The organism is Streptomyces sp. NPDC001137 (assembly GCF_040298885.1).
In the GTDB taxonomy this organism is placed as follows: domain Bacteria; phylum Actinomycetota; class Actinomycetes; order Streptomycetales; family Streptomycetaceae; genus Streptomyces.
On sequence record NZ_JBEPBA010000003.1, the window covers coordinates 486993 to 509443 of the forward strand.

Consider the following 22451-nt stretch of genomic DNA (forward strand, 5'->3'; position numbering starts at 1 on the left):
GAAACCTCCTCTGTCGCGGTGCCTTCGCGCTGCTGCACTGAAGCTGCCGGTGACCGTGGGTGTGGGGAGTCAGCCCAGCGTCCACCGCTGGCTGCTGCTGCCGTTGCAGGTCTCCAGCTCGGCCAGGGCGCCGTCAGCCGTGGACCCTCCGGTGACGCCCAGGCACAGGGCGGACTGGACGCCCGTGATCGTGCCGTCGGCGTTCAGCGTCCACTGCTGGTTGGTCTGGCCGTTGCAGTTCCAGATCTCCACCTTCGTCCCGGGCGTGGTCTGGTTGTTGTAGGCGTCCAGGCACATCTGGGAGCTGCCGGAGTAGACGGTGAGCTGGTTGGAGGTGGTGTGCGTCCAGGTCTGGTTGGCGCCGCCGTTGCAGCTCCAGATCAGCACCTGGGTGCCTGCTGTGGTGGTGGAGTTCGGTACGTCCAGGCACTTGCCGGCGCCCACCGCGTGCACCGCACCGGTCACACTGGTGCCGCCGCCGCTGGTACCGCCGGCGACCCGGTACATCACGGTGCCGTGGGCCGGCACCCGGGCGCTGATCGTGCCCGAGGTGGTCGAGGACGCCCCCGACCACAGGTCGGTGAGGGTGTAGGTGGACGCCCCGGTCTTGCCGATCGCGGCCGCGGTGGTGGTGATGGTCGCGGTCGAGCCCGTCTCGTTGAACAGCGCCACGGACACGTCCCCGTTGGCCAGCGGCTTCGCCAGCACGTCCAGACCGCCCGAGGACGACACCATGGTGCCCTGTTTGCCGAGGGGGTCCTGGTCGACCGCGATGACCCGGGAGTTGGTCAGCGTGGCGAGGGTGTCCGCACTCGCCTGGGAGATGTTGGTGCCCGCGATGAGCGGCGCGGCCATCTCCGCCCACAGACTGAACTCACTGCGGCTCTCGGTCGTCGTCAGTGAGCCGTTGCCGACCTCCAGCATGTCCGGGTCGTTCCAGTGGCCGGGCCCTGCATAGGAGGCCAGTCCGACGTTGCTGTGGAAGATCGACAGCATGCTGGAGTAGTCGGCGGTGATGTCCCCGGTGGTGCGCCAGCTGTTGCCCACGTCCGCGCCCCAGGTCCACACGTTCTCCTGGCCCCAGTTGCACAGGCTGAACAGGATCGGCCGGCCGGTGGCCGCGAGCGCGTCCCGCATCGCGGTGTACCGGGTCCGTGCCGACACCCCGGTGTTGTTGCAGTTGTCGTACTTCAGGTAGTCGACGCCCCAGGCGGCGAAGGTCTGTGCGTCCGTGGTCTCGTGTCCGAGGCTGCCCGGGTATCCGGCGCAGGTCGCGGTGCCGGCGTCCTCGTAGATTCCCAGCTTCAGCCCCAGCGAGTGCACGTAGTCCGCGGTGCCCTTGATGCCGTCGGGGAACTTGGCCGGGTCCGGCACCAGGCGGCCACTGGAGTCCCGGTTGTGGGTCATCCAGCAGTCGTCGATGTTGACGTACGAATAGCCCGCCGCCTGCATGCCGTTGGTGTGCATCGCCTGAGCGGTGGACTTGATCAGCGACTCGGAGACGTTGCAGCCGTACGCGTTCCAGTCGTTGAAGCCCATCTGCGGGGTGAGGGCGAGTCCGTTGCCCAGCGCGGCGGCGGGCTGCGCCGTGCCGAGGGAGACGAGGGGGGCGGCCACGGCGAGCAGCACGGCCGAGAAGGTGAGCGCGAGGGTTCTGCGCAGGGACAGCAGCGGTGGGAGCAACCGAAGGCGCCTGGCTCGCGCAGTGGTCCTGGGCATAAGTCATCGACTCCTGAGCCGGGTTGGGAAGGTGGGAGGAGTTCAGCGGTAGCCGGCGGCGGTGACGTTGGCCTGCACCGCGTTGTCGGTCGCGTCGGAGGGGTAGCCGGCGACGATCGCTCCTTCGTAGAAGGTGCCGGCGCTCAGGTTGGCGCCGCCGCCGGGCTTGCAGCAGTCGCCGCCGCTGCCCAGGACGATGGCCCCTTGTTTCTTCATGGGGCTGTATCCGCCGGGGAGTGAGCCGTCCCAGAGGGTGGTCAGGCCGCCGGACTGGGCGTTGCCGCCCTTGAGCGCGAACCTCGACGTGCCGTTGTTCTTCAGCATCGCGGTGACGAACTTGCTCGTGAACGCCCGCTGGTTGGGGTTCCAGGACTGGCTGCCGCCGGGGTACAGGCCCCATTCGAGGTCGGCCTGCACCCAGGGACCGCTTCCCTGGCAGCCGCCGAACCAGCACTGGGTGCCGAAGTTGATCGCGTCCATGGCGCCGGCGGCGTCGGCCTTCCGGGTGGTCTCGCTGTTGCCGTAGTCGAAGCAGCAGCCGTTGTTGACGTGCGTACCGCTGGTCACCATGTACGCCCCTTCGGGTGCGGCACCGGTCGGCACGCCCGTGAGGTGGCCGTCCCGCCAATAGCTGTTGCCGGGGTTGATGTACAGCGAGTACGCCTTGGTGCCGCCGGCCGTCAGCGACTCGGAGGTCGCCTTCGCGGGGCTGCTCTGGGTCGATCCCGGGACCTGGGCCGATCCCTGGTACCACAGGTCGTTGCCGTGCCCGGACTGGTCACGGACGACCGTGATCACACACGAGGTGCCGGCGCAGAACGAGTCCTGTGCCGCCGCGTCGGCGAAGCCGCCCGCCGCCAGGACGCCGATGTCCCTGGTGGCGTTGTCCGAGGCCCGCCTGACCTGGTAGAGGGAGCCGTTGTACGAACCGTAGAGCGCCCGCACGGTGCTGTGCGCGGCCACGCACGGGGTGCCGCCCGCGGCGTAGATGTCGCACGGGCCCGACCCGCCGGTCGGAGGCGGTGGTGCCGACGAGGTCCACTTCTGGTTGCTCTGGCCGTTGCAGGTCCACAGGATGACCGCGGTGCCGTTGGCCGTCGCCGCCCCGCTCACGTCCAGGCAGAAACCGGAGGCGACGCCGGTGACGGACCCGTCGGAGTTCTGTCGCCAGACCTGGGTGGCCCGCCCGTCGCACCCCCGGATGACCACCGGGACTCCGGGAGCCGTCCGGGTGTCGTAGGCGTCCACGCACCGGGTTCCGCTCATCGTCCTCAGCTCACCCGCCGCCGTGAGCTCGAACGCCTGGTTGGCCTGGCCGTTGCAGTCCCAGACCTCCAGCTGCGTGCCCTGCGTGTCGACGTTGCCCGTGACGTCCAGGCATCGCCCCGACGCCGAACTCACCAGGGGTGCCGCCGAGGCCGGCGCCGACCATGTCGGCACGGTCGTCAGCGACAGGGCGAGTAGTGCCATGACGCATACGAGCGCGGCCGATAAGCGTGGCCGACGACTCACGGCGTATCCACAGAGAACCCTCAGACATCCCATGTCGCATAGGTGTCCCACAGGGCCATGACCCTGTCAATAGAGTCAACAGGCCGACTCGGTAGCCGATCCATCCCATGTTTTTCGCTGGTCAGACCGCTATGAGGGCATGCCGGAACCCGCGTCCGGCGGCGGCCGCCGTGCCGGGCGCGGGTGTCCGTTCCGGGGTGCCCTGACCGGGCGCCGATCACCTCACCGGAAGTTCCAGTGCTGGTTGGCTCCTCCGTTGGAGTCCCAGATCTGGACGGGGCTCCCGTTGCCGTTCTGTCCGGCCGGAACCTCCAGTGCCCGGCTGGAGGCGACGTTGATCAGGGTGTACGACCCGTCGCCGTTCCGGCTCGCCCGCCAGTGCTGGTTCGCACCGCCGTTGCTGTCCCAGATCGTCAGCCGCGTGCCGTTGCCGGTCTGGCCACCGGGCTCGTCCAGCACCCGCCCACTGGCGAGGTTGGTCAGCGTGTACGAGCCGTCGCTGTTCTGGTTGGCCCGCCACTGCTGGTTCGCGGCGCTCCCGTTGGCGTCCCAGATCTGCACCGGCGTGCCGTTCCCGGTCTGCCCGCTCGGCACGTCCAGCACCCGCCCCGCGGAGGCCACGCTCACCTGGTACACCTGGCCCGAGACGATGCCGCCGCCGGGGTTCCCGGTGCCGCCGCCCAGAGCGGTCAGGGTCGCGTCGTAGGCGGCCTTTTTGTTGCCGTTGTTGTCGAACAGCAGCGGGTTCTCGCCGGTGCGCCAGGAGTCGCTGTCGCGGATGCCCCATACGGTGATGCCGGTGCACCGCGCGACGTTCATGCACGCCTTGACGGTGTTCGCGTAGGCGCTTGCCGGCGCCTCCGCGATGTCCAGCTCGGTGATCTGGACGTCCACGCCGAGCGCGGCGAAGTTCGACAGCGTGGTCTGGAAGCTCGACGGCGGGCCGCCGGTGCCGAAGTGGGACTGGAAGCCGACGCAGTCGATGGGCACACCGCGGGACTTGAAGTCGCGGACCATGTTGTAGACGCCCTGGGTCTTGGCGTCGGACCAGTTCTCGATGTTGTAGTCGTTGTAACAGAGCTTGGCCGCCGGGTCGACGTTCCGGGCGGTGCGGAACGCCTCCTCGATGAAGCCGTTGCCCAGCACGTCGTGGAACACCGAACTGCGCTGCTGGCCGCTGCCGTTGTCGGCGAACGCCTCGTTGACCACGTCCCAGGCGTAGATCTTGCCCTTGTAGTGGGTCATCTCCTGGGTGATGTGGTTGTTCATCACGCTGCGCAGGGTGCTGGCGTCCCTGATGGAGCTGACCCAGCCGGGCAGTTGGGAGTGCCAGACGAGCGTGTGGCCGCGCATCCGCTGTCCGTGCGCGGTGGCATGGCTGACGATCTGGTCGCCGGGCCCGAAGTTGAAGTTGCCGCGGGACGGTTCGGTGGTGTCCCACTTCATCTCGTTCTCCGGGGTGATCACGTTGAACTCCCGGTCGAGAATCGTGGAGTACGTCGAGTCGCCGAGCTTGCCGGCGGGCACGGCCGTGCCGAAGTAGCGGCCGCTGTCGGCCGCGGCCGCGCCCAGAGTGCCGGCGGCCGCGTGGGCGGCGGGGTTCGCCGGGGCGGCCAGGGCCAGTGCCGTGCCGGCTGCCACTACGGCCGCCAGGGCCAGGGCCCTGCGCGGACGGGGCTCTGCGGTGAGCCAGAACATGACGGATCGTTCTCCTTGTGTGCGGGGGAGGGAGAAGGACACCGGCCACGAGCCGGTGCCGAAGGCGCGAGTCGGGCCGGTCACAAGGCCGAGCTGACCGGCAGCGCGGTCCACTGCTGGTTGGCCTGGCCGTTGCAGTCCCACAGGACCAGTTGCGTACCGTCGGTGGCAGATGCGCCGGGGTCGTCGAGGCAGCGCCCGGAGGCAGGGTTGCGGTAACCGCCGTTGTAGGCCTGCCATTGCTGGTTGCTGCCGCCGTTGCAGTCCCAGATCACGATCTTGGTGCCGTTGGCGGTGCTGCCGCCCGTGGCGTCCAGGCACTTCCCGAGCGCCCGCAAGGTGCCGTCCGAGCGTGCGGACCATTGCTGCGCGTCGGCGCCGTTGCAGGACCAGATCTGCGCGGCGGTCCCGTTGGCGCTGTTGCCGCCGTTGACGTCCAGGCACTTCCCCGCGATCCCGGAGCGCACCGGCTGGCCCGTGGAGACCGGCGGCTTGATCCAGCCTGCGGCGTCCGCGGCCTGGACCCCGGCGTTGAAGGCGTCGGCCATCTTGCGGAACCCGTTGTCGTTCGGGTGCAGGGCGTCGGACAGATCCGCGGGCGTCAGCGCGCTCATGTCCACCAGGCGTACGTGCTTCCCGGCGTCCTGCGCGGCTTGGACGATTCCGGGCAACTTGGCGTTGAAGGCAGGCCTGTTGGCCTCCTCGCTGCCGCTGGTGGAGACGATCACCGTGCCGACGAGGACGGTCGCGTCGGGCGCGTCACGGGTGATCTGGTCGATCAGCGAGCGCATGCGGTCAGGGGCGGTCGGTATCTGATAGTTGCCGTTGAGATCGTTCGTGCCGATCTCCAGGGTGATCACGTTGGGGCGGTAACGAGCCAGCACGGAGTCCGCGATGCCCGCGATCTGGTCGATCCGCCAGCCGGAGTGGCCCTCGTTGTCCGGGTCGGACATGGTGCCGTTGCGGCCCGATCCCACGAAGTCCAACGAGTGGCCCTCGGCGGCGAGTTGGTTCCCCAGGAAGCTCCGGTAGCTGTTCCCGGACGGGCTGCCCACACCCCAGGTGATGGAGTCGCCCAGCGGCATCAGCCGCAGGGCGGTGGGTGCGGCGGCGGCCGACCTGGTGGCGGCTGTCGCGGGCAACGCGGTTCCGACGCCGAGGGCGGCGGTCAGCGCTGCGGCCAGGGCGATCGAGTATCTCTTCATCTGCGTTCCTCACTGGTGCGGGACAGTGGGTGGGGATGAACGTGAGTGAGCGGTCGGTGGGGAGTTTCAGTGGGGGGTGAAGTCCTGGTTGCTGCCGGCCGTGTTCTTGCAGGGCCATTGGTCGAGCTGCTGGCCGAGGTTGCTGCCGCCGCCGTAGGCGTCGAGGCACAGGCCGCTGTTCTTGTTCTGGAAGGAGTACGAGCCGTCGGACTGCCGTACCGGCAGCCACAGGCTCGCGGCCGCCCCGTCCGGGGCCTGCTGCACGATGTCGGGCGTGCCGGCGGTCGTGGAGCCGCCCGACACCGCGACGACCTGTCCGGAGTGCTGCGCCCGCAGCTGCCCGTAGCCGCCCGAGGCCGGCACGAACTCGAACTGCTGGTTGCTCTGCCCGTTGCAGGTCCACTGGTCGATCGCGGCGCCCGCGCCGGTGGAGTTGCCGTACACGTCCAGGCACAGGCCGTTGTTCCCGATCACCAACCGGTGGTAGCCGGTGGGGAAGTCGCCACCACCGCCCGACGCCTGCACGCCCGCCTGCTGGATGACCTGCCTGGCGCCCTGCGGCCAGTCGGTGCCGCTGACCTGGACGTTGCCGGTGAGGACGTTGTTGTGCGGAGGTCCGGTGGCCACATAGGTATTGCCGCCGTTGTACCAGTTGCCGGAGAAGGTGCTGTCGTCGGTGTGGTTGTTCGCGTTGGCGTTGGTGAGCGCCCAGTTGCCGGCGTCCTGCACCACGTTGTCGGCCACCTTGAGGTAGCGGGAGCCCTCGTCCAGGTACAGCGCGGTGGTGCGGTTGTTGTCGTACATGTAGTTCTCGGAGATCACCGAGCCGGGGCTCGCCGACAGGCTGTAGATGCTGCCGCCGTCGAACATCGCGTTCTTGGTGTCGAAGACCAGGTTGTGCGAGACGGTGTTGTTCTTCAGCGTCGTGGGAGTGCTGTAGACGGGCTGATAGGTGTACGTGCCCCGGTTGACGTAGTCCTGGCTGCCGCCCGGGTCGTTGATCCCCCAGCCCCAGCCGATGTCGATCCCGTCGTAGGGCAGGTGGTCGCACTGGTTGTGGGTGATCGTCGCGTTGGTGACGTAGGTGGAGAGGATGCCCGCGGTCTCCTTGTAGTCGGTGCCCACCCCGCTGACCTTGTTGTTGCTGATGACGATGTCCCGGTTGGTCATCTGCGGGTTGCCGGGGTGGTGCGCGTCCGGCTGGATGCCGCCGACCTGGATGCCGCTGCCGGCGAGGTCGGTGAAGGTGTTCCCGGTGACGGTGACGTTGCTCGCGCCGAGTCCGGTGCCGGAGGCGGTGGCGGCACCGTCGTTGCCCACGCCCAGTCCGGCCTGGCCGAGTTCGGAGAACGTGTTGCCGGAGAAGGTGATGCCGGCTGCGGCGGAGACCTGTACGGCCGCGGGCATCTGCACCCAGTGGTTACGGGTGGCCTCGAACTGCGTGCACCCCGACTTGCAGGTGCTCAGCCAGTTGGCGGGCATCGGGTAGGCACCGGTGATGTGCGCGCCGCTCTGCTGGTCCGCGTAGCCGTCGGGTCCGCTCGGGCCGAGCCAGGAGGTTCCGGTGAAGCGGATGCCCGTGAACGCGAGGCCCTTCGCCGGTGAGTCGTAGCTGCCGCTGATGCCGAGGAGGCTCTGCAGCCGGGGCAGTTCGATGTCGAGGCTGTTCGGGTTCTGCCCGGGTTGGGCCCGGTAGTAGAGGTCGCCGGTGGACGCGTCGAGGTACCACTGTCCGGCCTGTTTGAGGAACGCGTAGTTGTTCTCGAGGTACATCGTCCCGCCGGCGAACGGCGCGTTGATGGTGTCGTAGCCCCAGGAGTTGTTGTTCCACGCGGGCTGCTGCATGGTGATCGTTCGACCGCTGATCGACTGGACCGGCGCGTAGCGGTCGGTGAAGGAGTTGATGCTCTCGACTTCCAAGTGCTTCTGGTCCGAGAGGCCGGCCAGGTAGTCGAGGGAGGAGTCGGTGATCGTCAGTCCGGTCTGCGTGAAGGTGAAGGCGGAGCGGGGCACCTGGATCGCCGCCCGCGGTGCCTGCTTGCCGTTCACGTACAACTGACGTGTGTTCACTCCGGTGCCGACGTGGACCGACCAGATATTGCTGTCCTGATCATGCACCTGCCAACCGGATAGCTGCTGGGCACCGCTCACGACCGGCTGCTGTCCGGCCATGGCCTGGTAGTTGATGGTGTGGCCGTTCTGCCCGCCGTCGCCGGAGCCGAACGTCAGCGGCTTGGACAGCCGGTAGGTGCCACCGGCCAGGAGCACCACGACGTCCCCGTCGGCCGAGAGCCGGTGCGCGGGCTGTTGCGCCTGCCCGATCGTGGCGAACGGCTGCGCGGCGGTGCCGTTCCCGCCGGGAGCCGCACCCGGCGCCACGTACAGTGCGGCGGCCTGCGCTTGGCGCTCGGCGGGTACGGCGTGGGCGGCCCCGGCCGCGGTCAGACCCTGGGCCAGTAGGGCGAGCAGGGCCAACGGGGCGGCCCAGAGGCCGTGGAGCGCTCTGGCTCCGGACATCGTCATCCTCCAGTGGGGGGCATGGGCCCGTGGCCGGGCGTCGGCCGGCCACGGGAAGGAGCCGTTGGTTCAGTTGAGGCTCCACTGCTGGTTGGACTGACCGTTGCACGTCCAGAGTTCGGCCAGGGCGCCGTTGGCCGTGGAGGCGCCGGTGACGTCGAGGCAGAGTCCGGACTGGGTGCCGGTGACGGTGCCGTCGGAGTTCACCTGCCACTGCTGGTTCGCGCCGCCGTTGCACGGCCAGGTCACCACCTTGGTGCCGGCGGAGGTCTGGTTGTTGTACGCGTCCAGGCACAACTGGCTGCTGCCGCTGTAGACCGTCAGCTGGCCCGAGGACGTACGGGTCCAGGTCTGGTTCGCGGCGCCGCTGCAGTCCCAGATCTGCAGCTGGGTACCGGCCGTGGTGGACGAGTTCGGCACGTCCAGGCACTTGCCCGCGCCCACCGCGTGCAGCGCGCCGGTGCCCGTCCCGCCGGAGGAGGCGTTGCTGTATCCGGCCGCGGTGATGTTGGCCTGGACCGCGTTCTCGGTGGCGTCCGACGGATAGCCGGAGGTCATCACGCCCTCGTAGAAGGTTCCTTGGGCGCCCTTGCTGTTGTCGCCGCCGATGCCCAGGATGATGGCCCCCTGCTTGCGCATCGGGTTGTAGCCCGCCACATTGGGGCGCACTCCGTCGTAGAAGGTGGACAGGCCGCCGGACTGCGCGTTGCCGCCGCGGATCGCCCAGTGGTTCGGGCCGCCCTTGATGATGGCGGTCGTGTAGCGGTAGTTGATGGTGGGGTCGTTGGCGTTGTAGTGCTGGTTCACCCCGGAGAACAGGCCGTTCTCCAGGTCGGCCATGATCCAGGGGCCGTTGCCCGAACCGTAGCCCCAGACCTTGATGTTGCCGAAGTAGATGGCCTCCATGGTGCCGTTGCCGTCGTCGTTGCTGTCCGTCTCGGCATTGCCGTAGTCGAAGCAGCAACCGCCGTTGTAGTGCGTTCCGTCGAGGATCGCGTACATGCCCTCGGGACTGTCCCCGGTCGCGATGCCGTTGGTGTGGTTGTTGCGGTAGCCCGTGCCGGGCGCCACGAAGACGCCGTAGGCCTTGTGACCTCCCACCGTCGTGGGCGCGGCGGTCGCGTTCGCCAGGTTGTCGGGGCCGCCCGCCGCACCGCCGCCGGGCGCCTGGGTGAGGTTGTTGCCGCGGCCGGACTGGTCGTAGATGACGGTGATGAGACAGGTCGTGCCCGAGCAGAACGAGTCCTGGGCGGCGGCGTCGGCGTATCCGCCCGCGCTGAGGACGCCGATGTTTCTCGTGGTGTTGTCCGAGGCGCGGCGGACCTGGTAGAGCGGCCCGTTGTACGAGGCGTACAGCGCTCGTGTCGTGCTGTGCGCCGCCACGCAGGGCGTTCCGCCCGAGGCGTAGATGTCACAGGGCCCGGATGTGGCGGCCCGGGCCGTGCCGGCTGTGGCCGCTGCCAGGGCACCGGCGACGAGCGTGGCCGCGGCCCCCGCCCGGGCCACGGTCTTCCACCGGGCCCGGGCCGAGCGCGTCGGCGCGAGTAACCGCTGGAGACCATCCAGCCCGAACAACGTTCGATATATCGTACGCGTAGTTCCCATCTGATCTCCCTACCGTGCCGGCGCAACCCGGTCGGGTTGTTGGGGGCGCAGGCGAATGCCCACGCGCTTGAACGTGCCGTTGTTGCAGTGGGGTTGCAGAGAGGTTTCGGGGGGAGACGGTGCTCCCGGTTTCACGGGTCTGTCAAGGGCGGGGAGCAACCTGCCGTTAACCTTGTCGCGAATCGATTCGACTGCGGATTCCTGCGGTGCGCAAGCCGTCGGCGGCCTCGAAAAGTTGCGGTGTGAGGGTGCGGGGACGGCCCGCCGCGGGCCACGCGTGCGTGCCCGGCGGCCGGTCCCTGATCGTCCCGATGACAACCGTCATGCCGGTGAACAGGGAAGCAGCACCCAAGTCAGGGCGCTGGAGAGCGGGTTGGGGACAGGCGCCGGCCAGAGCGGCAAGGCTTGGCCCCGCGTGTCGGAGCCGCCTCCGCCTCACGGCACGCCGGTGTCCTCGGCCACCACCGGTCCGACATTCGTCGAAGCGCTTGCGCGGATTCGATTCGCTCAACGCCCGGGGATACGCACCCTTGCAGTCCTCGCTGACCCCGCAGACGGATCCAGGACGTGATCGACGAGTTGGGACATCGCCCCAACGCGACCGCGAGGGCCCTCAAGGAGGACCGGACCCGGACGATCGGTCGTGCGGGGACGATGCCCGCTCGGGTCAGGAACCTCTTGAGGCGCTCCTGCACAGCCATCCGGACCTCACCGCTGGGACTTCCGCCCGCACATCGGCGGACTCCCGCCGCTGCGGGTGGTGGCAGCGGCGGGAGTCGTGAGCGGGGCGCTCGTGGCGGCCCGGTCAGGTGTGGAACTGGTTCGCCGGGACCGGCAGCCCGTAGTGCTCGCGCAGGGTCGTGCCCTCGTACTCCTCGCGGAACAGGCCCTTGCCGCGCAGGATCGGCAGGACGTGCTCGGCGAAGGCCGCGAGGCCCGACGGCAGGGCGGGGGCCATGATGTTGAACCCGTCCGCCGCGCCGCCCTCGAACCAGGCGACGATCGTGTCCGCGATCTGCTCGGGCGTGCCGACGAACTCGAAGTGGCCGCGTCCGCCGCCGAGCCGGGAGATGACCTGCCGGACCGTCAGCTGCTCACGCACCGCGAGGTCGATGATCAGGTCGGAGCGGCTCTGTGAGCCTTCCAGCTTCGGCCTGGCGAGGATGAAGTCCGGCAGCGGCTGGTCGAGTTGGAAGACCGACGGTTCGGTCTCGAACACCGCGGCCAGCTGGCGCAGCCCGTACTCCGGAACGCGCAGCTCGTCGAACTGACGGGCCAGCGCCCGGGCTTCCGCCTCGGTCGACCCGATGTACGGGACGATGCCCGGCAGGACGATCACACCGTCCGGGTCGCGCCCCGCGGCCCGGGTGCGGGCCTTGATGTCGGCGTAGAAGGCGGCCGCGCGCTCGTACGTCGTGTGCGCGGTGAAGATGGCCTCGGCGTGGCGGGCCGCGAAGTCCTTGCCGTCCTCGGAGGAGCCGGCCTGGACGAGCAGTGGATAACCCTGCGGCGGGCGCTCGACGTTGAGCGGGCCGGCCACCTTGAAGTACCTGCCCTCATGGCCGAGCCGGTGCAGGCGCTCGGGGTCGGCATAGCGGCCCGAGCCGCGGTCCGCGACGACGGCCTCGGACTCCCAGCTGTCCCACAGGGCTTTGGCGACCTTCAGGAACTCATCGGCGCGGGCGTAGCGTTCGGCGTGGTCGGGGCGGTCGTCGAGGCCGAAGTTGGCGGCTTCGTCGGCCCCTGCCGAGGTGACGATGTTCCAGCCGGCGCGGCCGCCGCTGACATGGTCGACGGAGGCGAGCCGGCGGGCGAGGTTGTACGGCTCGTTGTACGTCGACGACACGGTCGCGATGAGGCCGATCCTGCTGGTCGCCTGGGAAAGGGCGGTCAGCAGGGTCAGCGGTTCGAGCTGGCCCGGCGGGCGGAACTCACCGGTGCCGATGAGGGCGGGGCCGTCCGCGAGGAACAGCGAGTCGAACTTGGCGCTCTCGGCCAGCTGCGCCAGCTCGATCCAGTGCCGCAGATCGAAGTCCGCCCGCGGGTTGCTGTCGGGCAGCCGCCATGCCGCCTCATGGTGGCCCGCCTCCATGAGGAAGGCGTTCAGGTGAAGGGTGCGTCTGGTGCCGCTCACTGGCCTGCCTCCAGCTTCGAGCTGTCGTAGCCGGCCGGGAGGAGGTTGTCGGTGATGGACGCGACGTCGACCGTCTTGGTGATCTGGCCCGCCTCCAGGAAGGCGTCGGCGAGCTTCTGCTCGGCCGCGATGTCCGACTTCTCCACCGGGGTCACCCGGGTCTCGAAGGCCTTCAGGGACGCCTTGGCGTCGGCGAGGGGGATGCCCTCCTCCTTGGAGATGGCCTCCGCGTACTTGTCCTCGTGCTTGATCGCCCAGGCGAACTCGTGAGCCAGTCGCTTGAGTACGTCCGTGAGGGCGGCCCGCTTGGTCTTGTCGTTCAGCGACTTCTCGCTGGCGACGTAGTAGCTGCTGGTCTGGTCGATGGGCGGCAGGCCCTTCGCCAGGATGCGGGCGCCGTTCTTGACCGCGATCGCCGACTGGGGGTTCCAGATCGACCAGGCGTCCACCTTGCCGGTGTTGAAGGCGGTGGCGCCGGCCGCCGGGTCGAGGAAGACCAGGTGCACGTCCTTGGGGGTGAGGCCGACGCTCTTGAGGGCGTTCAGGGCCAGGCCGTGGGCCGAACTGCCCTGCGGAACAGCCAGCTTCTTGCCCTTGAGGTCCCCCAGCGTCTTCAGCTTGGAGCCCTTGGGCACGATGATGTTCTCGCTGGACTGGGTGGGCGTGAGGGAGCGGTTGACGGCGACGACCTTGAAGCCGTACTCCTTCGCGGCGCCGGTGATCGGCGGGACGTCGCCGACGCTGCCGAGGTCGATGTCGCCGGAGGCGGCCGCCTGGACGAGCGGCGGGCCGTAGGTGAAGCGGGCGAACTTCACCTTGTACGGCGCGTTGTCGAAGACGCCGGTGATCTTGGCGAGTTCCTCGCTGCCGTCACCGCCGTTGTCGCCGACGGTGAAGGTGTAGTTCTTCCATTCGGGGTGGCTTTCGGCGCTCGATCCGCCGGCGTCGGCGAGCGGGGTCGCCGCCTGTGACTCCCCTCCGCAGGCGGCGAGGGTCCCCATGAGGGCGAACACGCTGATGGCGCCGACGAGTCGGGAGGATGTTCCGGGCATGGCTGATCACGCTTTCTGTGCTGTGGCGGAGGAAGTCGGGGGGTGGCGGGGGACGGTTCAGTGCTGGTTGGCCAGGCCGAGGTCGTTCAGGAGTGCGGCGCGCAGCTCCTCGCGGGCGACGCTCGCCTCGCGGTCGGCGGCCGACAGCTCGACGTGGTGCGAGGTGCCGATACGGCCGTTGCTCATGACCAGGATCCGGTCGGCGAGCGCGATCGCCTCGTCGACGTCGTGGGTGACGAGCAGCATGGCGGCGTGGTGCTTGGTGCGCAGGGCCCGTACGAGGTCGTGCATGCGCAGCCGGGTGATGGCGTCGAGGGCCGCGAACGGCTCGTCGAGCAGCACGAGTTCGGGCTCCGAGACCAGGGCCCGCGCGAGGGACACGCGCTGGGCCTCGCCGCCGGAGAGCTCCTTGGGCCAGGCCTTCTCCCGGCCCGCGAGTCCCACCTCGGCGAGCACGTCGCGGGCGCGTTGTTCCGCGTCGGGTCCGCGCAGGCCGAGGGTGACGTTGCGCAGGACGCGCTGCCACGGCAGCAGCCGGTCGGCCTGGAAGACGATCGCTCGCCGGGCCGGGACCTCCACTCGGCCTCCGTCGGGCCGGTCGAGTCCGGCGAGCAGCCGCAGCAGGGTGCTCTTGCCGCAGCCCGAGGGGCCGAGCAGGATCACCAACTCCTCGTCGGCGACGGTGAGATCGAGGTGGTCGAGCACCACCCGGTCACCGAATCGACGGACCACCTGCTCGACGAGGACCCCGGTCTGCCGGAGCGGCTCGGTCGCGACTGTGCTGCTCATGACGCCTCATAACTGGGTCGCCACCGCAGCAGCACCCGCTCGAGAGCCCGGACGAACTGATCGGCGAGCAGACCGAGGAGCGAGTAGATCACCAGCCCCACGAAGACCTGGTTGGTCTGGAGGTACGTCTGGCCTTGGGTGATGAGGAAGCCAAGTCCCTTGTCAGCGTTGACGGTTTCGGCGGCGACGAGACCCAGGACGCTGTACGCGAGGGAGAACCGCAGGCCGACCAGGAACCCCGGCAGCGCTCCTGGCACCAGTACACGCGTCACCAGGCGCCAGCGGCCCGCACCCGTGGTACGTGCCATCTCGATCAGCCGCTGGTCGACGCCCCGGATCGCGGCGAACAGGTTGAGATACATGGGGACACCGGCCCCGAAGGAGATCAGCAGCACTTTCGTGAGCTCGTCGATGCCGAACCACACGATCATCAGCGGCAGCACCGCGAGAAGCGGGATCGTGTTGAGCACCTGCACAACACCGTTGAACAGGAACTCACCGCTGCGCAGCAGTCCGCCGACCACGCCGGTGACGATGCCCACCGTCAGACCGATCGCGAGTCCGATGCCGGCCCGCTGCAGCGAGATGGCCAGGTCCGGCCCGAGGACGCCCTGTTGCCACAGGTCGGCGGCGGCCTTCACGATCGAGGTCGGCGCCGGAGCGTAGGTCTTCGCCAGCACTCCGGCGCGGGCGAGGACCTCCCAGGCGATGAGGATCACGACCGGGGTCGTGTAGATGCCCAGCGGCCAGCGCAGCCGCTCGCGGAGTGTGGTGAGCGGCGTCCGGCGGCGGGCGTCGCTCGGCAGGAACACCTCGCGTTGCCGTGCGCTGGTCGTCGTCCCGGCGTCCGGGGCCGGCTTGACCAGGGCCGCGGCCGGGATGCGGACCTCGGTCATGGCGCCACCGCCGGCATGTCTTTGGTGACCGCGCCGATGCGGTCGGTGAGCTTACGTATGAACACAGGCATGAGGAGGCCCTTCTCGGAGGAAGCGGGCGCACCGCTGGGTGCTGAGGGGTGAAGAGCGGGGATGAACGACCGATTCGAGGCGGATCGGTCGGGGACGTGGCAGTCGGCGCGGTCGCGGCGCAGTGACAGCCGGCGACTGTGCGACGGCACGCTGGGCCGTGGACACTTCTCCCTCAGCCGGGAGGGCGAGACGGTGCGGTGAGGCCGGAGAAGAGTCGCTCAGGACGCGGGTACGAAGATCCCCAAGGACGGCATCACCGGATGCGCCGGGGACCACTTACCGGGTCAGCGACAACAAAACGCGCTGGAGACGTGCGCCAGATCGATGTGGCGCCGCCGGGTCAGGTCCACGCGCGGGTTCATGGAACGCGAGTTCAGCAGAGCTCCACCAGGTTGGTCAATAACTTCCCGGACGGTTCTTGCATTGCGGACACCGAGAACACTTCCGCGCCGCTTCGGGACACATCGCTCCTTGCCTTTGACGCGCACGTCAGGACTTGGCGTGTGCGCGCCCCGCGCCGGCCGGCCGTCACCGCCCGGCCCGCCTCCCCCGACCAGGAGCGCAGCCGCTGCCCCCTGCCCGGCCCCGGACAAGTACTCGTGCACAACCGCTATTTCCTCCTCGGGGTCGGCCGCCTACGGCGCGCTCACCCGGATCGCCGACGTCCGTCCCGGCGACACGGTCTTCGTCACCGGGGGCGGCGGGCGCGGTGGGCCGAGGACCTGCGCGGCCTCGCGGACCGCGTCCAGCTCCTGGTCGACGAGCCGCAACGCCGCTGTACGGACACCCACCCCGCCTCGCCCGGCGCCCACGTGGTCGCCGCCCGGCCGGCGGCCCTCGACACCGAGATCGCCCGTCTCACCGGGCTGCGCCCCGGTCTGACGCGCCGGACGGGACAGGCCTGAGCCCTTCCCTGCGTACGAGGCGGTCCGCGTCGGCGGTCAGCGCGGAGCGAGGAGCCGTCCCGCGTGCTGCACGACGTATCGGGCGACGTTCGTGCCGAGTGTGATCCCTGCCTCGTCGGCCGACCGGGTGTGAATGCCGGAGAAGACCCGGGCATCGACGTTCTCGTCCGAGAGCTGCCTCCAGGCGGTGTACGTCCGCGTGACCCCCGGCGCGGTGGGGCTGGTCAGCTCGAACGGGGCGGTGCGCGGCCCGACCAGCGCCGACAGGACGGTCCCCGCGGCGCCCGCGTAGGTGTTGTGGCCGCTGGGGTAGTCCGGGTGCGCGGGGGTGGTGTGCAGCGGCGTCCAGTGGGGGTCGGGGTCGATGGTGCCGGTGCGGATCGCGGTGACGGGACGCCAGCGTTCGTAGGCGTACTTGCTGTCGGAGGTGGCGATCTGCGTGTCCACCAGGGCCACGTGGAAGAGCGCGACAAGCCGCGCCTGTCCGGCGGCCCCCTCACTCGTCCGGGAGAGCGCCACACGCAGCGGCCGGGTGTAGAGGGTGAGGGAGGAGCCGAGCCAGAAAGTGGCGGTCTCGGTCTGATGGGCGCTGCGCGCTGCGCTGTCCGCGGCGCCGTACGTGCGCACTTCGGCCAGATCGGCGGCGTAGCGCGGGGAGTCGAGGGCGGGTGGCGGGGCGAGCCGGAACTGGCTCTGGGTGCCGAGCACGAACGGTTTGGCGAGGCGGTTGCCGTACTGGGCGGCCGGTGCGTAGTCGGGTGGTGTCGGCTGCCAGATGCCGGGGGCCGCGGGCTTCACGGTGTAGGGCGCGTTGACCGACGCGGGGTCGAGACCGTCGCCCTGCCTCGACTGGAGGACGAGATCGGCCTGGTGTTCTCCTGCCGTGACGCCCCGCTGCTCGGCCGGGCCGTCGGGTATCGCCTCGAGGGTCTCCTTGAATGTCGCGTCGAGCTGCTGCGTACGGCTCGGGGCGAGCGTGACCAGCGCACGGTGGACGGCACCGGCGAGTGCCGCCTCCTGGTAGGCGCCGCGCTCGACGCCCGGGGGAACACTGCGGGTGGCTCGGGCGGCCGCGAGCCAACTGATGGCCCAGGTACGGCTGTTGGTGATCTGGGTCGGCGCCCCGGCCGCCGCGACGGTGTCGGCGGTGGCGTCGTACCAGGCGAGTGCCGTGGACGTACGGCCGGCCGCCGAGGCCTGCGGCACCACGACGGACGCGGTCAGCAGTGCCGCCGCACCCAGGGTGACGAGGGCGGGCCGGGTTCTGGTCGAACTCACGCGTTCTCCTTCGGTTCGGGTGAGGCGAGAGGGGTGAGTGAGATGTGGTCGCGCACAGAAATGCCCCGTGAGCGGTCGCGTCAGGGCAGGGCGAGCGGAGGTGGCGTCAGAGGCGTCGACACGCGGAGGCGTCGACACACGCCAGGTCCGCGGACAGCCTGCGACACAGCGCCGAGGGGGTCACCCCACCATGTCTAGCAGGCAGTTGAGGGAGGCACCGTTGCAGCTGCATGAAATCCCGTCAGAGTTCAAGTGCCCTTGACACTCGCGGGGGCGGACGACGTACGTTGAATCCGCCCTTTTCTGACGGTGGAGGCCTCCATGCGGGTACCTGGCGCGCCTCAGGGTGCGTGCACGGGTGCGCGGCTGATCACCCGGCGGCATGTCGACTACTGCCGCACCGCCTCCGCCGTCTGTCCTTCCGTACAGGTCTGACCCCCGCCCTGGCCGCTGCCGGCGCGTTCCGTCGGCCGTCTCGTCGTGGTCTTGTGCCTTACGCCTTACGCCTTACGCCCGCATGCCTCACGGCCGTGAGTCCGCGTGCATCTCGGAAGGAACACCCCTTGTCCGGCCCTGCCCTGCACCTCGCCGTCGAGATCGACGGTGACGGCGCCCACCCCGCGGCCTGGCGCCGCGCCGCCCACTCGCCCGACCAGTTGCTCGGCCCGCGTCGTGTCGCCCGGGTCGCCGCCGTGGCCGAGAACGCCGGGTTCACCCTGATCACCCTGGACGACGGCGTGCTGCCGCCCGGGGCCTCGCCCGATCCGGTGGGCCGTATCGGCGCGGTCGAGCGGGCGGCCTTCGTCGCGGCGTCCACGAGCACCATAGGGATCGCACCGGTCGTCCCGGTCACCTATGCCGAACCGTTCCATGTCTCCAGCCAGTTGGCCTCGCTGGACCACATCTCGGCCGGTCGCGCCGGGTGGGTGGTCGCGGAGGAGGAGCGCCCTGAGGCAGCCCGCGCCTGGGGGCGGCCGCTGGTCGCCGACGCCGCGGCACGGGCCCGCGAGTCCCGGGACGGTGTGGAGGTGGCCCGGGCCCTGTGGGACTCGTGGGAGGACGACGCCGTCATCCGGTCCGTGGCCACGAGCCGCTACCTCGACCGCGAACGGCTGCACTACATCGACTTCACCGGGGAGACCTACGCCGTCAAGGGCCCGGCGATCGTGCCGCGCCCGCCCCAGGGGCAGCTCGTCGTCCTGGGCAGGCCCGACCGGGTTCCCTCCGCACAGCTCGACATCGCTCTCGTCGGCGGCCGCGAGCTCACGGACGTCGCGTCGGCCGCCGCCGCTACGGACACACCTCGTGTCTTCGCCGAGGTCGAGGTGGCGCTGGACACGCCGGACGCCACGGCTGCCGAACGCGTCGCCGACCTGGAACGGCACGCCCCGTGGACCGACCGGGGAAGGTTGCGGCACATCGGCTCCGCCGACCAACTGGTCGCCTTCCTCGGCGAGTTGAGCGATCACGTCGACGGTGTACGGCTGCATCCGCTGGTCCTGGACGAGGACCTGCCCGTCCTCTCCCGCCTCGTTGTGCCGGCCCTGTCCGAGCGGCGTCTCGTCGCCCGGCCGCTGCCCGGTACGTCCCTGCGCTCGACCCTGGGTCTGGAGCGCCCCGCCAACCGCTTCACCGCCGCGGCCGTCCAGGAGGAAGCCCGATGACCCGCACCGACCCCCTCGACGTCCCCAGGCCGCACGCCCAGCTGCACTTCGGGGTGTTCTTCCAGGGTGTGAACCACTGGACGATCTGGTCGGCGCCCGAGAGCGGTTCCCAGATCGACCCCGCCTCCTTCCGCCGGGTCGCCCAGACCGCCGAACGCGGCCTGTTCGACGCGTTCTTCCTCGGCGAGGGGCTCCGGCTGCGCGAGGTCGACGGCCGGATCCACGACCTCGACGTGGCCGGACGGCCGGACGCCATCACCCAGCTCGCGGCGCTGGCCGCGGTCACCCGTCGGATCGGCCTGGTCTCCACCTCCAACTCCACCTTCAACGAGCCCGCGGATCTCGCCCGCCGTCTCTCCGGCCTCGATCTGCTCTCCGAGGGCCGCGCCGGCTGGAACGTGGTGACCACGGACAACGCCTGGACCGGCGCCAACTTCCGCCGCGGCGGCTATCTCGACCACGCCGACCGATACCGGCGCGCCGAGGAGTTCCTGACCGTGGCGCGCGCGATCTGGGACGGCTGGCAGGACGGAGCCGTCGCCGACTCCGCGGGCGCACGGGAATGGTCGACGCCGGGTGCCGTACGCCAAGTGCGCCACCGTGGGGCGCAGTTCGACGTCGACCTCGCGCCGACCCTGCCGCGCAGCGCCCAGGGCCACCCGGTCATCTTCCAGGCCGGTGACTCCGGCGAGGGACGCGACTTCGCCGCCCGCAACGCCGACGTCATCTTCTCCGCGCACGGCACCGACTTCGACGACGCCCTGGCCTTCGCCGAGGACATCCGCACCCGTCTGCGCGCCGCCGGCCGCCCCGACGACGACCTGCGGATCCTGCCCGGCACCGAGATCATCATCGGTGCCACCGAGGCGGAGGCCCAGGAGAAGAAGCGCTGGATCCGTCTCCAACAGGTCACCCCCGCCACGGCGTTGGGAATCGCCGGGCTGCTGTGGGGCATCGACCTGTCCGACCGCGACGCCGACGGGCCGCTGCCCGAGGAGGACCCGGTCCTCAGCGAGAACGACGGCTCCTTCGGCGCCCGGCGCATCGCCGACCCGCGCACGGTGGTGGCCGAATGGCGGGCGAAGGCGGAAGCCCACGGATGGTCGCTGCGCGAGACCGTCATCGCGCTCGGCCCGCAGCGCGGCCACGTCGGCACCCCGTCGGGACTGGCCGACAAGTTCGCCCGCTTCGTGCGGCACGGCGCGATCGACGGCTTCAACGTCACGCCGTACCTCATCCCCGACGGCCTCGACGACATCGTCGACCTGCTCGTCCCGGAGCTGCAGGAACGCGGGCTCTACCGCACCGACTACACCGGCAGCACGCTCCGCGACCACCTGGGGCTGCGCGAACCCCTCACCCACCGGTTGGCACCGGACCACCGGCAGGCCGGCTGACCACCACACACGACTGACATGAAGCTGTCACACAGGGAGCGGAATGCGGGTTCACCGGGCGTCCGTTCTGACTGACATGACTGTGGGAGTAGCTCTCAACGCATCCGACGCACCGAACCAGGTCGACGCCACCGTGCAGCTGGCCCAGGAGGCCGCGGCCGCCGGGCTGCGGTCGGCCTGGTTCGGTCAGACCTTCGGCGCGGACTCACCCCAGCTCGCGGCGATCGTCGGACGCGAGGTGCCCGGACTGCAGGTGGGAACCTCCGCGATCCCCGTCTTCGGCCGCCACCCGCTGCTGGTCTCCAGCCAGGCCCAGACCGCCCAGGCCGCGACGCACGGCCGCTACCACCTCGGGCTGGCCCTGGGCACGAAACTGCTGACCGAGACCGGCTTCGGCCTGCCCTTCGAACGCCCCATCGCCCGGCTGCGCGAATTCCTCACCGCGCTACGGCAGTTGACCGAAACCGGCACGGCCGACTTCCACGGCGAACTGCTCACCGCCACCACCCCGATCCCAGCGCGCGTCCCGGGCGCCGAGGGCGGCGTCCCCCTGCTGGTCGCCGCGATGGGACCGCAGGCGCTGCGGGTCAGCGGGGAGCTGGCGGACGGGATCCTGCCCTATCTGGCGGGACCGCGCGCCCTGGCGGAACACATCGTTCCCGCCCTGACCGCGGCGGCCGAGGCCGCCGGGCGTCCCGCGCCCCGGATCGTGGCCCTGGTGCCCGGCGTGGTCACGGACGACGTGGACGCGGTGCGGGCGAGGGCCACCGAGAACCTCGCGTTCTACGAACAGATCCCGTCCTACGCCCGCGTCATCGGACTCTCCGGCGGCGGGCGGGCCGCCGACCTGGCCGTGATCGGCGACGAGAAGGCGGTCGAGGCCGAGGTACGGCGCTACCGGGACGCCGGCGCCACCGAGGTCGTGTTCTCGGGCACCGAGATCGCCGGAGAAGCGGACCGCCGACGCACCTGGGACCTCCTCGGCCAACTGGCGAACTGAGCAAGCCCGTCTGCCCACCTGCCCCACTCCCCTGCACCCTGCGCGAGGCCGAGCCTCGCGGGACGAAGGAGACCGTATGACCACCGAGGCCACCGCGACGGACCTCCAGGCCTTCACCGAGAACTGGCTGGACTGGTACCGCGACCACGAGACCCGGCTCGCCGACCCGCACGGGTTCCTGGCGATCACCGGCCAGCACTGGCTCGACGACCGGCCGCAACGCTTTCCCGACGCACCCGGCGCCTGGCACACCGGCCCCGATGGGGTCGTCGTGGTCCTGGACGAAGGCGAGGAACTGGTCGTCGACGGGACCCCGGTGCGCGGTGAACACCGCTTCGGCGTGCTTCCCGAGCGCAGCGACGTCCACGCGGTCTGGGGAGACGCCGTCGTCGAGGTCGCGAGGCGCGGCGGAAACGACATCGTCCGCCCCCGGCACCCGGACGCGCCGCTGCGCACGGCCTTCACCGGAACACCCTCCTACGCGCCCGACCCGCGCTGGGCCGTGACCGGCCGGTACGTCCCCTTCGACGAGCCGCGGCCGACCACCGTGGGCGCCGCGGTCGAGGGCCTTGAGCACGTGTACGACGCTCCGGGCAGGGTCGAGTTCGAACTGGACGGGCAGCAGCTGTCCCTGACCGCGTTCCCGGGGCGGGGCGCGGGCAGTCTGTTCCTGCTGTTCACCGACGCGACCTCCGGGGTCACCACCTACGCCGCCAACCGCTCCCTGGCCCTCGATCCGCCCGCCGCCGACGGCACGGTCGTCCTGGACTTCAACCGCGCAGCGAACCTGCCCTGCGCCTACACGGACATGGCCACCTGCCCGCTGCCCCCGGCCGAGAACCGGCTGCCGGTGGCCATCGAGGCGGGTCACAAGATCCCCGTCGAGCGCGGCGGTTCCTGAGCACCCCTGCCGGCCGCAGCTTCTCGGCCGGTCTGCGGGAGGCGTGGGCGGCCGTCGCCCGTGGTCGGCACGGGCGACGGCCGCCGGGCGCGAGGAATCGCACTCCC

Annotated in this window: 16 protein-coding genes; 5 read left to right on the forward strand and 11 right to left on the reverse strand. The window is 70.3% G+C overall.

Annotated features, from left to right (window positions below; translation table 11 throughout):
* Positions 1-69: 69 nt before the first annotated feature.
* The 10 genes from ABT254_RS08185 to ABT254_RS08230 form a co-directional block, all read right to left on the reverse strand.
* A complete protein-coding gene (locus ABT254_RS08185) occupies positions 70-1719 on the reverse strand; it encodes a glycoside hydrolase family 27 protein (protein WP_351465310.1) in 1650 nt (549 codons plus the stop codon).
* Between the two features lie 42 nt (positions 1720-1761).
* A complete protein-coding gene (locus ABT254_RS08190) occupies positions 1762-3189 on the reverse strand; it encodes an arabinofuranosidase catalytic domain-containing protein (protein ID WP_351465313.1) in 1428 nt (475 codons plus the stop codon).
* Positions 3190-3453: 264 nt separating this feature from the next.
* Positions 3454-4929: a glycoside hydrolase family 10 protein gene (locus tag ABT254_RS08195; RefSeq protein ID WP_351465316.1), complete on the reverse strand. Its 1476-nt coding sequence runs from the start codon at positions 4927-4929 to the stop codon at positions 3454-3456.
* 80 nt (positions 4930-5009) lie between these two features.
* Positions 5010-6134 (reverse strand): ricin-type beta-trefoil lectin domain protein, encoded by a 1125-nt coding sequence (locus ABT254_RS08200; protein ID WP_351465319.1) that lies wholly within the window; start codon positions 6132-6134, stop codon positions 5010-5012.
* 66 nt (positions 6135-6200) lie between these two features.
* Positions 6201-8651: an RICIN domain-containing protein gene (locus ABT254_RS08205; RefSeq protein ID WP_351465322.1), complete on the reverse strand. Its 2451-nt coding sequence runs from the start codon at positions 8649-8651 to the stop codon at positions 6201-6203.
* A gap of 69 nt (positions 8652-8720) precedes the next feature.
* Positions 8721-10256, reverse strand: coding sequence for an arabinofuranosidase catalytic domain-containing protein (locus ABT254_RS08210; protein WP_450752752.1), 1536 nt, complete (start codon positions 10254-10256; stop codon positions 8721-8723).
* Between the two features lie 805 nt (positions 10257-11061).
* Entirely contained in the window at positions 11062-12390 is a 1329-nt protein-coding gene (locus ABT254_RS08215; protein ID WP_450752754.1) for an LLM class flavin-dependent oxidoreductase, read from the reverse strand.
* Positions 12387-13442 carry an aliphatic sulfonate ABC transporter substrate-binding protein gene (locus tag ABT254_RS08220; protein ID WP_351465325.1) on the reverse strand — a complete coding sequence of 352 codons (1056 nt, stop codon included), beginning with the start codon at positions 13440-13442 and terminating at the stop codon, positions 12387-12389. Before ABT254_RS08220 ends, ABT254_RS08215 begins: the two co-directional genes overlap by 4 nt.
* A 57-nt stretch (positions 13443-13499) precedes the next feature.
* Complete coding sequence (locus ABT254_RS08225) at positions 13500-14231, reverse strand: ABC transporter ATP-binding protein (RefSeq protein WP_351465328.1); 732 nt, start codon at positions 14229-14231, stop codon at positions 13500-13502.
* Entirely contained in the window at positions 14228-15127 is a 900-nt protein-coding gene (locus ABT254_RS08230; protein WP_351465331.1) for an ABC transporter permease, read from the reverse strand. The genes ABT254_RS08225 and ABT254_RS08230 overlap by 4 nt, the downstream gene beginning before the upstream one ends.
* 575 nt (positions 15128-15702) lie before the next feature.
* Between ABT254_RS08230 and ABT254_RS08235 the strand changes: the two genes are divergently transcribed.
* Complete coding sequence (locus ABT254_RS08235; protein WP_351465334.1) at positions 15703-16104, forward strand: hypothetical protein; 402 nt, start codon at positions 15703-15705, stop codon at positions 16102-16104.
* Positions 16105-16140: 36 nt separating this feature from the next.
* Here the strand turns inward: ABT254_RS08235 and ABT254_RS08240 are convergent, their stop codons facing one another.
* Complete coding sequence (locus tag ABT254_RS08240; protein ID WP_351465337.1) at positions 16141-17382, reverse strand: vanadium-dependent haloperoxidase; 1242 nt, start codon at positions 17380-17382, stop codon at positions 16141-16143.
* Between the two features lie 563 nt (positions 17383-17945).
* On the opposite strand from ABT254_RS08240, the gene ABT254_RS08245 reads away from it, so the two are divergent.
* From ABT254_RS08245 to ABT254_RS08260, 4 genes are all read left to right on the forward strand, one after another.
* The gene (locus ABT254_RS08245; RefSeq protein ID WP_351465340.1) at positions 17946-19046 is read left to right on the forward strand and encodes an LLM class flavin-dependent oxidoreductase; all 1101 of its coding nucleotides are present in this window, start codon (positions 17946-17948) and stop codon (positions 19044-19046) included.
* A complete protein-coding gene (locus ABT254_RS08250) occupies positions 19043-20443 on the forward strand; it encodes an NtaA/DmoA family FMN-dependent monooxygenase (protein WP_351465343.1) in 1401 nt (466 codons plus the stop codon). Before ABT254_RS08245 ends, ABT254_RS08250 begins: the two co-directional genes overlap by 4 nt.
* Before the next feature lie 76 nt (positions 20444-20519).
* The gene (locus ABT254_RS08255) at positions 20520-21443 is read left to right on the forward strand and encodes an LLM class F420-dependent oxidoreductase (protein ID WP_351465346.1); all 924 of its coding nucleotides are present in this window, start codon (positions 20520-20522) and stop codon (positions 21441-21443) included.
* A gap of 76 nt (positions 21444-21519) precedes the next feature.
* Positions 21520-22344 carry a DUF1684 domain-containing protein gene (locus ABT254_RS08260; RefSeq protein ID WP_351465349.1) on the forward strand — a complete coding sequence of 275 codons (825 nt, stop codon included), beginning with the start codon at positions 21520-21522 and terminating at the stop codon, positions 22342-22344.
* Positions 22345-22451 lie beyond the last annotated feature (107 nt).

Bases quoted from the DNA above. Each gene is read 5' to 3' on its own strand.
- ABT254_RS08185 (WP_351465310.1), bottom strand. From the start codon at position 1,719: ATGCCCAGGACCACTGCGCGAGCCAGGCGCCTTCGGTTGCTCCCACCG.
- ABT254_RS08200 (WP_351465319.1), bottom strand. From the start codon at position 6,134: ATGAAGAGATACTCGATCGCCCTGGCCGCAGCGCTGACCGCCGCCCTC.
- ABT254_RS08195 (WP_351465316.1), bottom strand. From the start codon at position 4,929: ATGTTCTGGCTCACCGCAGAGCCCCGTCCGCGCAGGGCCCTGGCCCTG.
- ABT254_RS08220 (WP_351465325.1), bottom strand. From the start codon at position 13,442: ATGCCCGGAACATCCTCCCGACTCGTCGGCGCCATCAGCGTGTTCGCC.
- ABT254_RS08190 (WP_351465313.1), bottom strand. From the start codon at position 3,189: ATGGCACTACTCGCCCTGTCGCTGACGACCGTGCCGACATGGTCGGCG.
- ABT254_RS08205 (WP_351465322.1), bottom strand. From the start codon at position 8,651: ATGTCCGGAGCCAGAGCGCTCCACGGCCTCTGGGCCGCCCCGTTGGCC.
- ABT254_RS08260 (WP_351465349.1), top strand. From the start codon at position 21,520: ATGACCACCGAGGCCACCGCGACGGACCTCCAGGCCTTCACCGAGAAC.
- ABT254_RS08255 (WP_351465346.1), top strand. From the start codon at position 20,520: ATGACTGTGGGAGTAGCTCTCAACGCATCCGACGCACCGAACCAGGTC.
- ABT254_RS08250 (WP_351465343.1), top strand. From the start codon at position 19,043: ATGACCCGCACCGACCCCCTCGACGTCCCCAGGCCGCACGCCCAGCTG.
- ABT254_RS08210 (WP_450752752.1), bottom strand. From the start codon at position 10,256: ATGGGAACTACGCGTACGATATATCGAACGTTGTTCGGGCTGGATGGT.
- ABT254_RS08230 (WP_351465331.1), bottom strand. From the start codon at position 15,127: ATGACCGAGGTCCGCATCCCGGCCGCGGCCCTGGTCAAGCCGGCCCCG.
- ABT254_RS08225 (WP_351465328.1), bottom strand. From the start codon at position 14,231: ATGAGCAGCACAGTCGCGACCGAGCCGCTCCGGCAGACCGGGGTCCTC.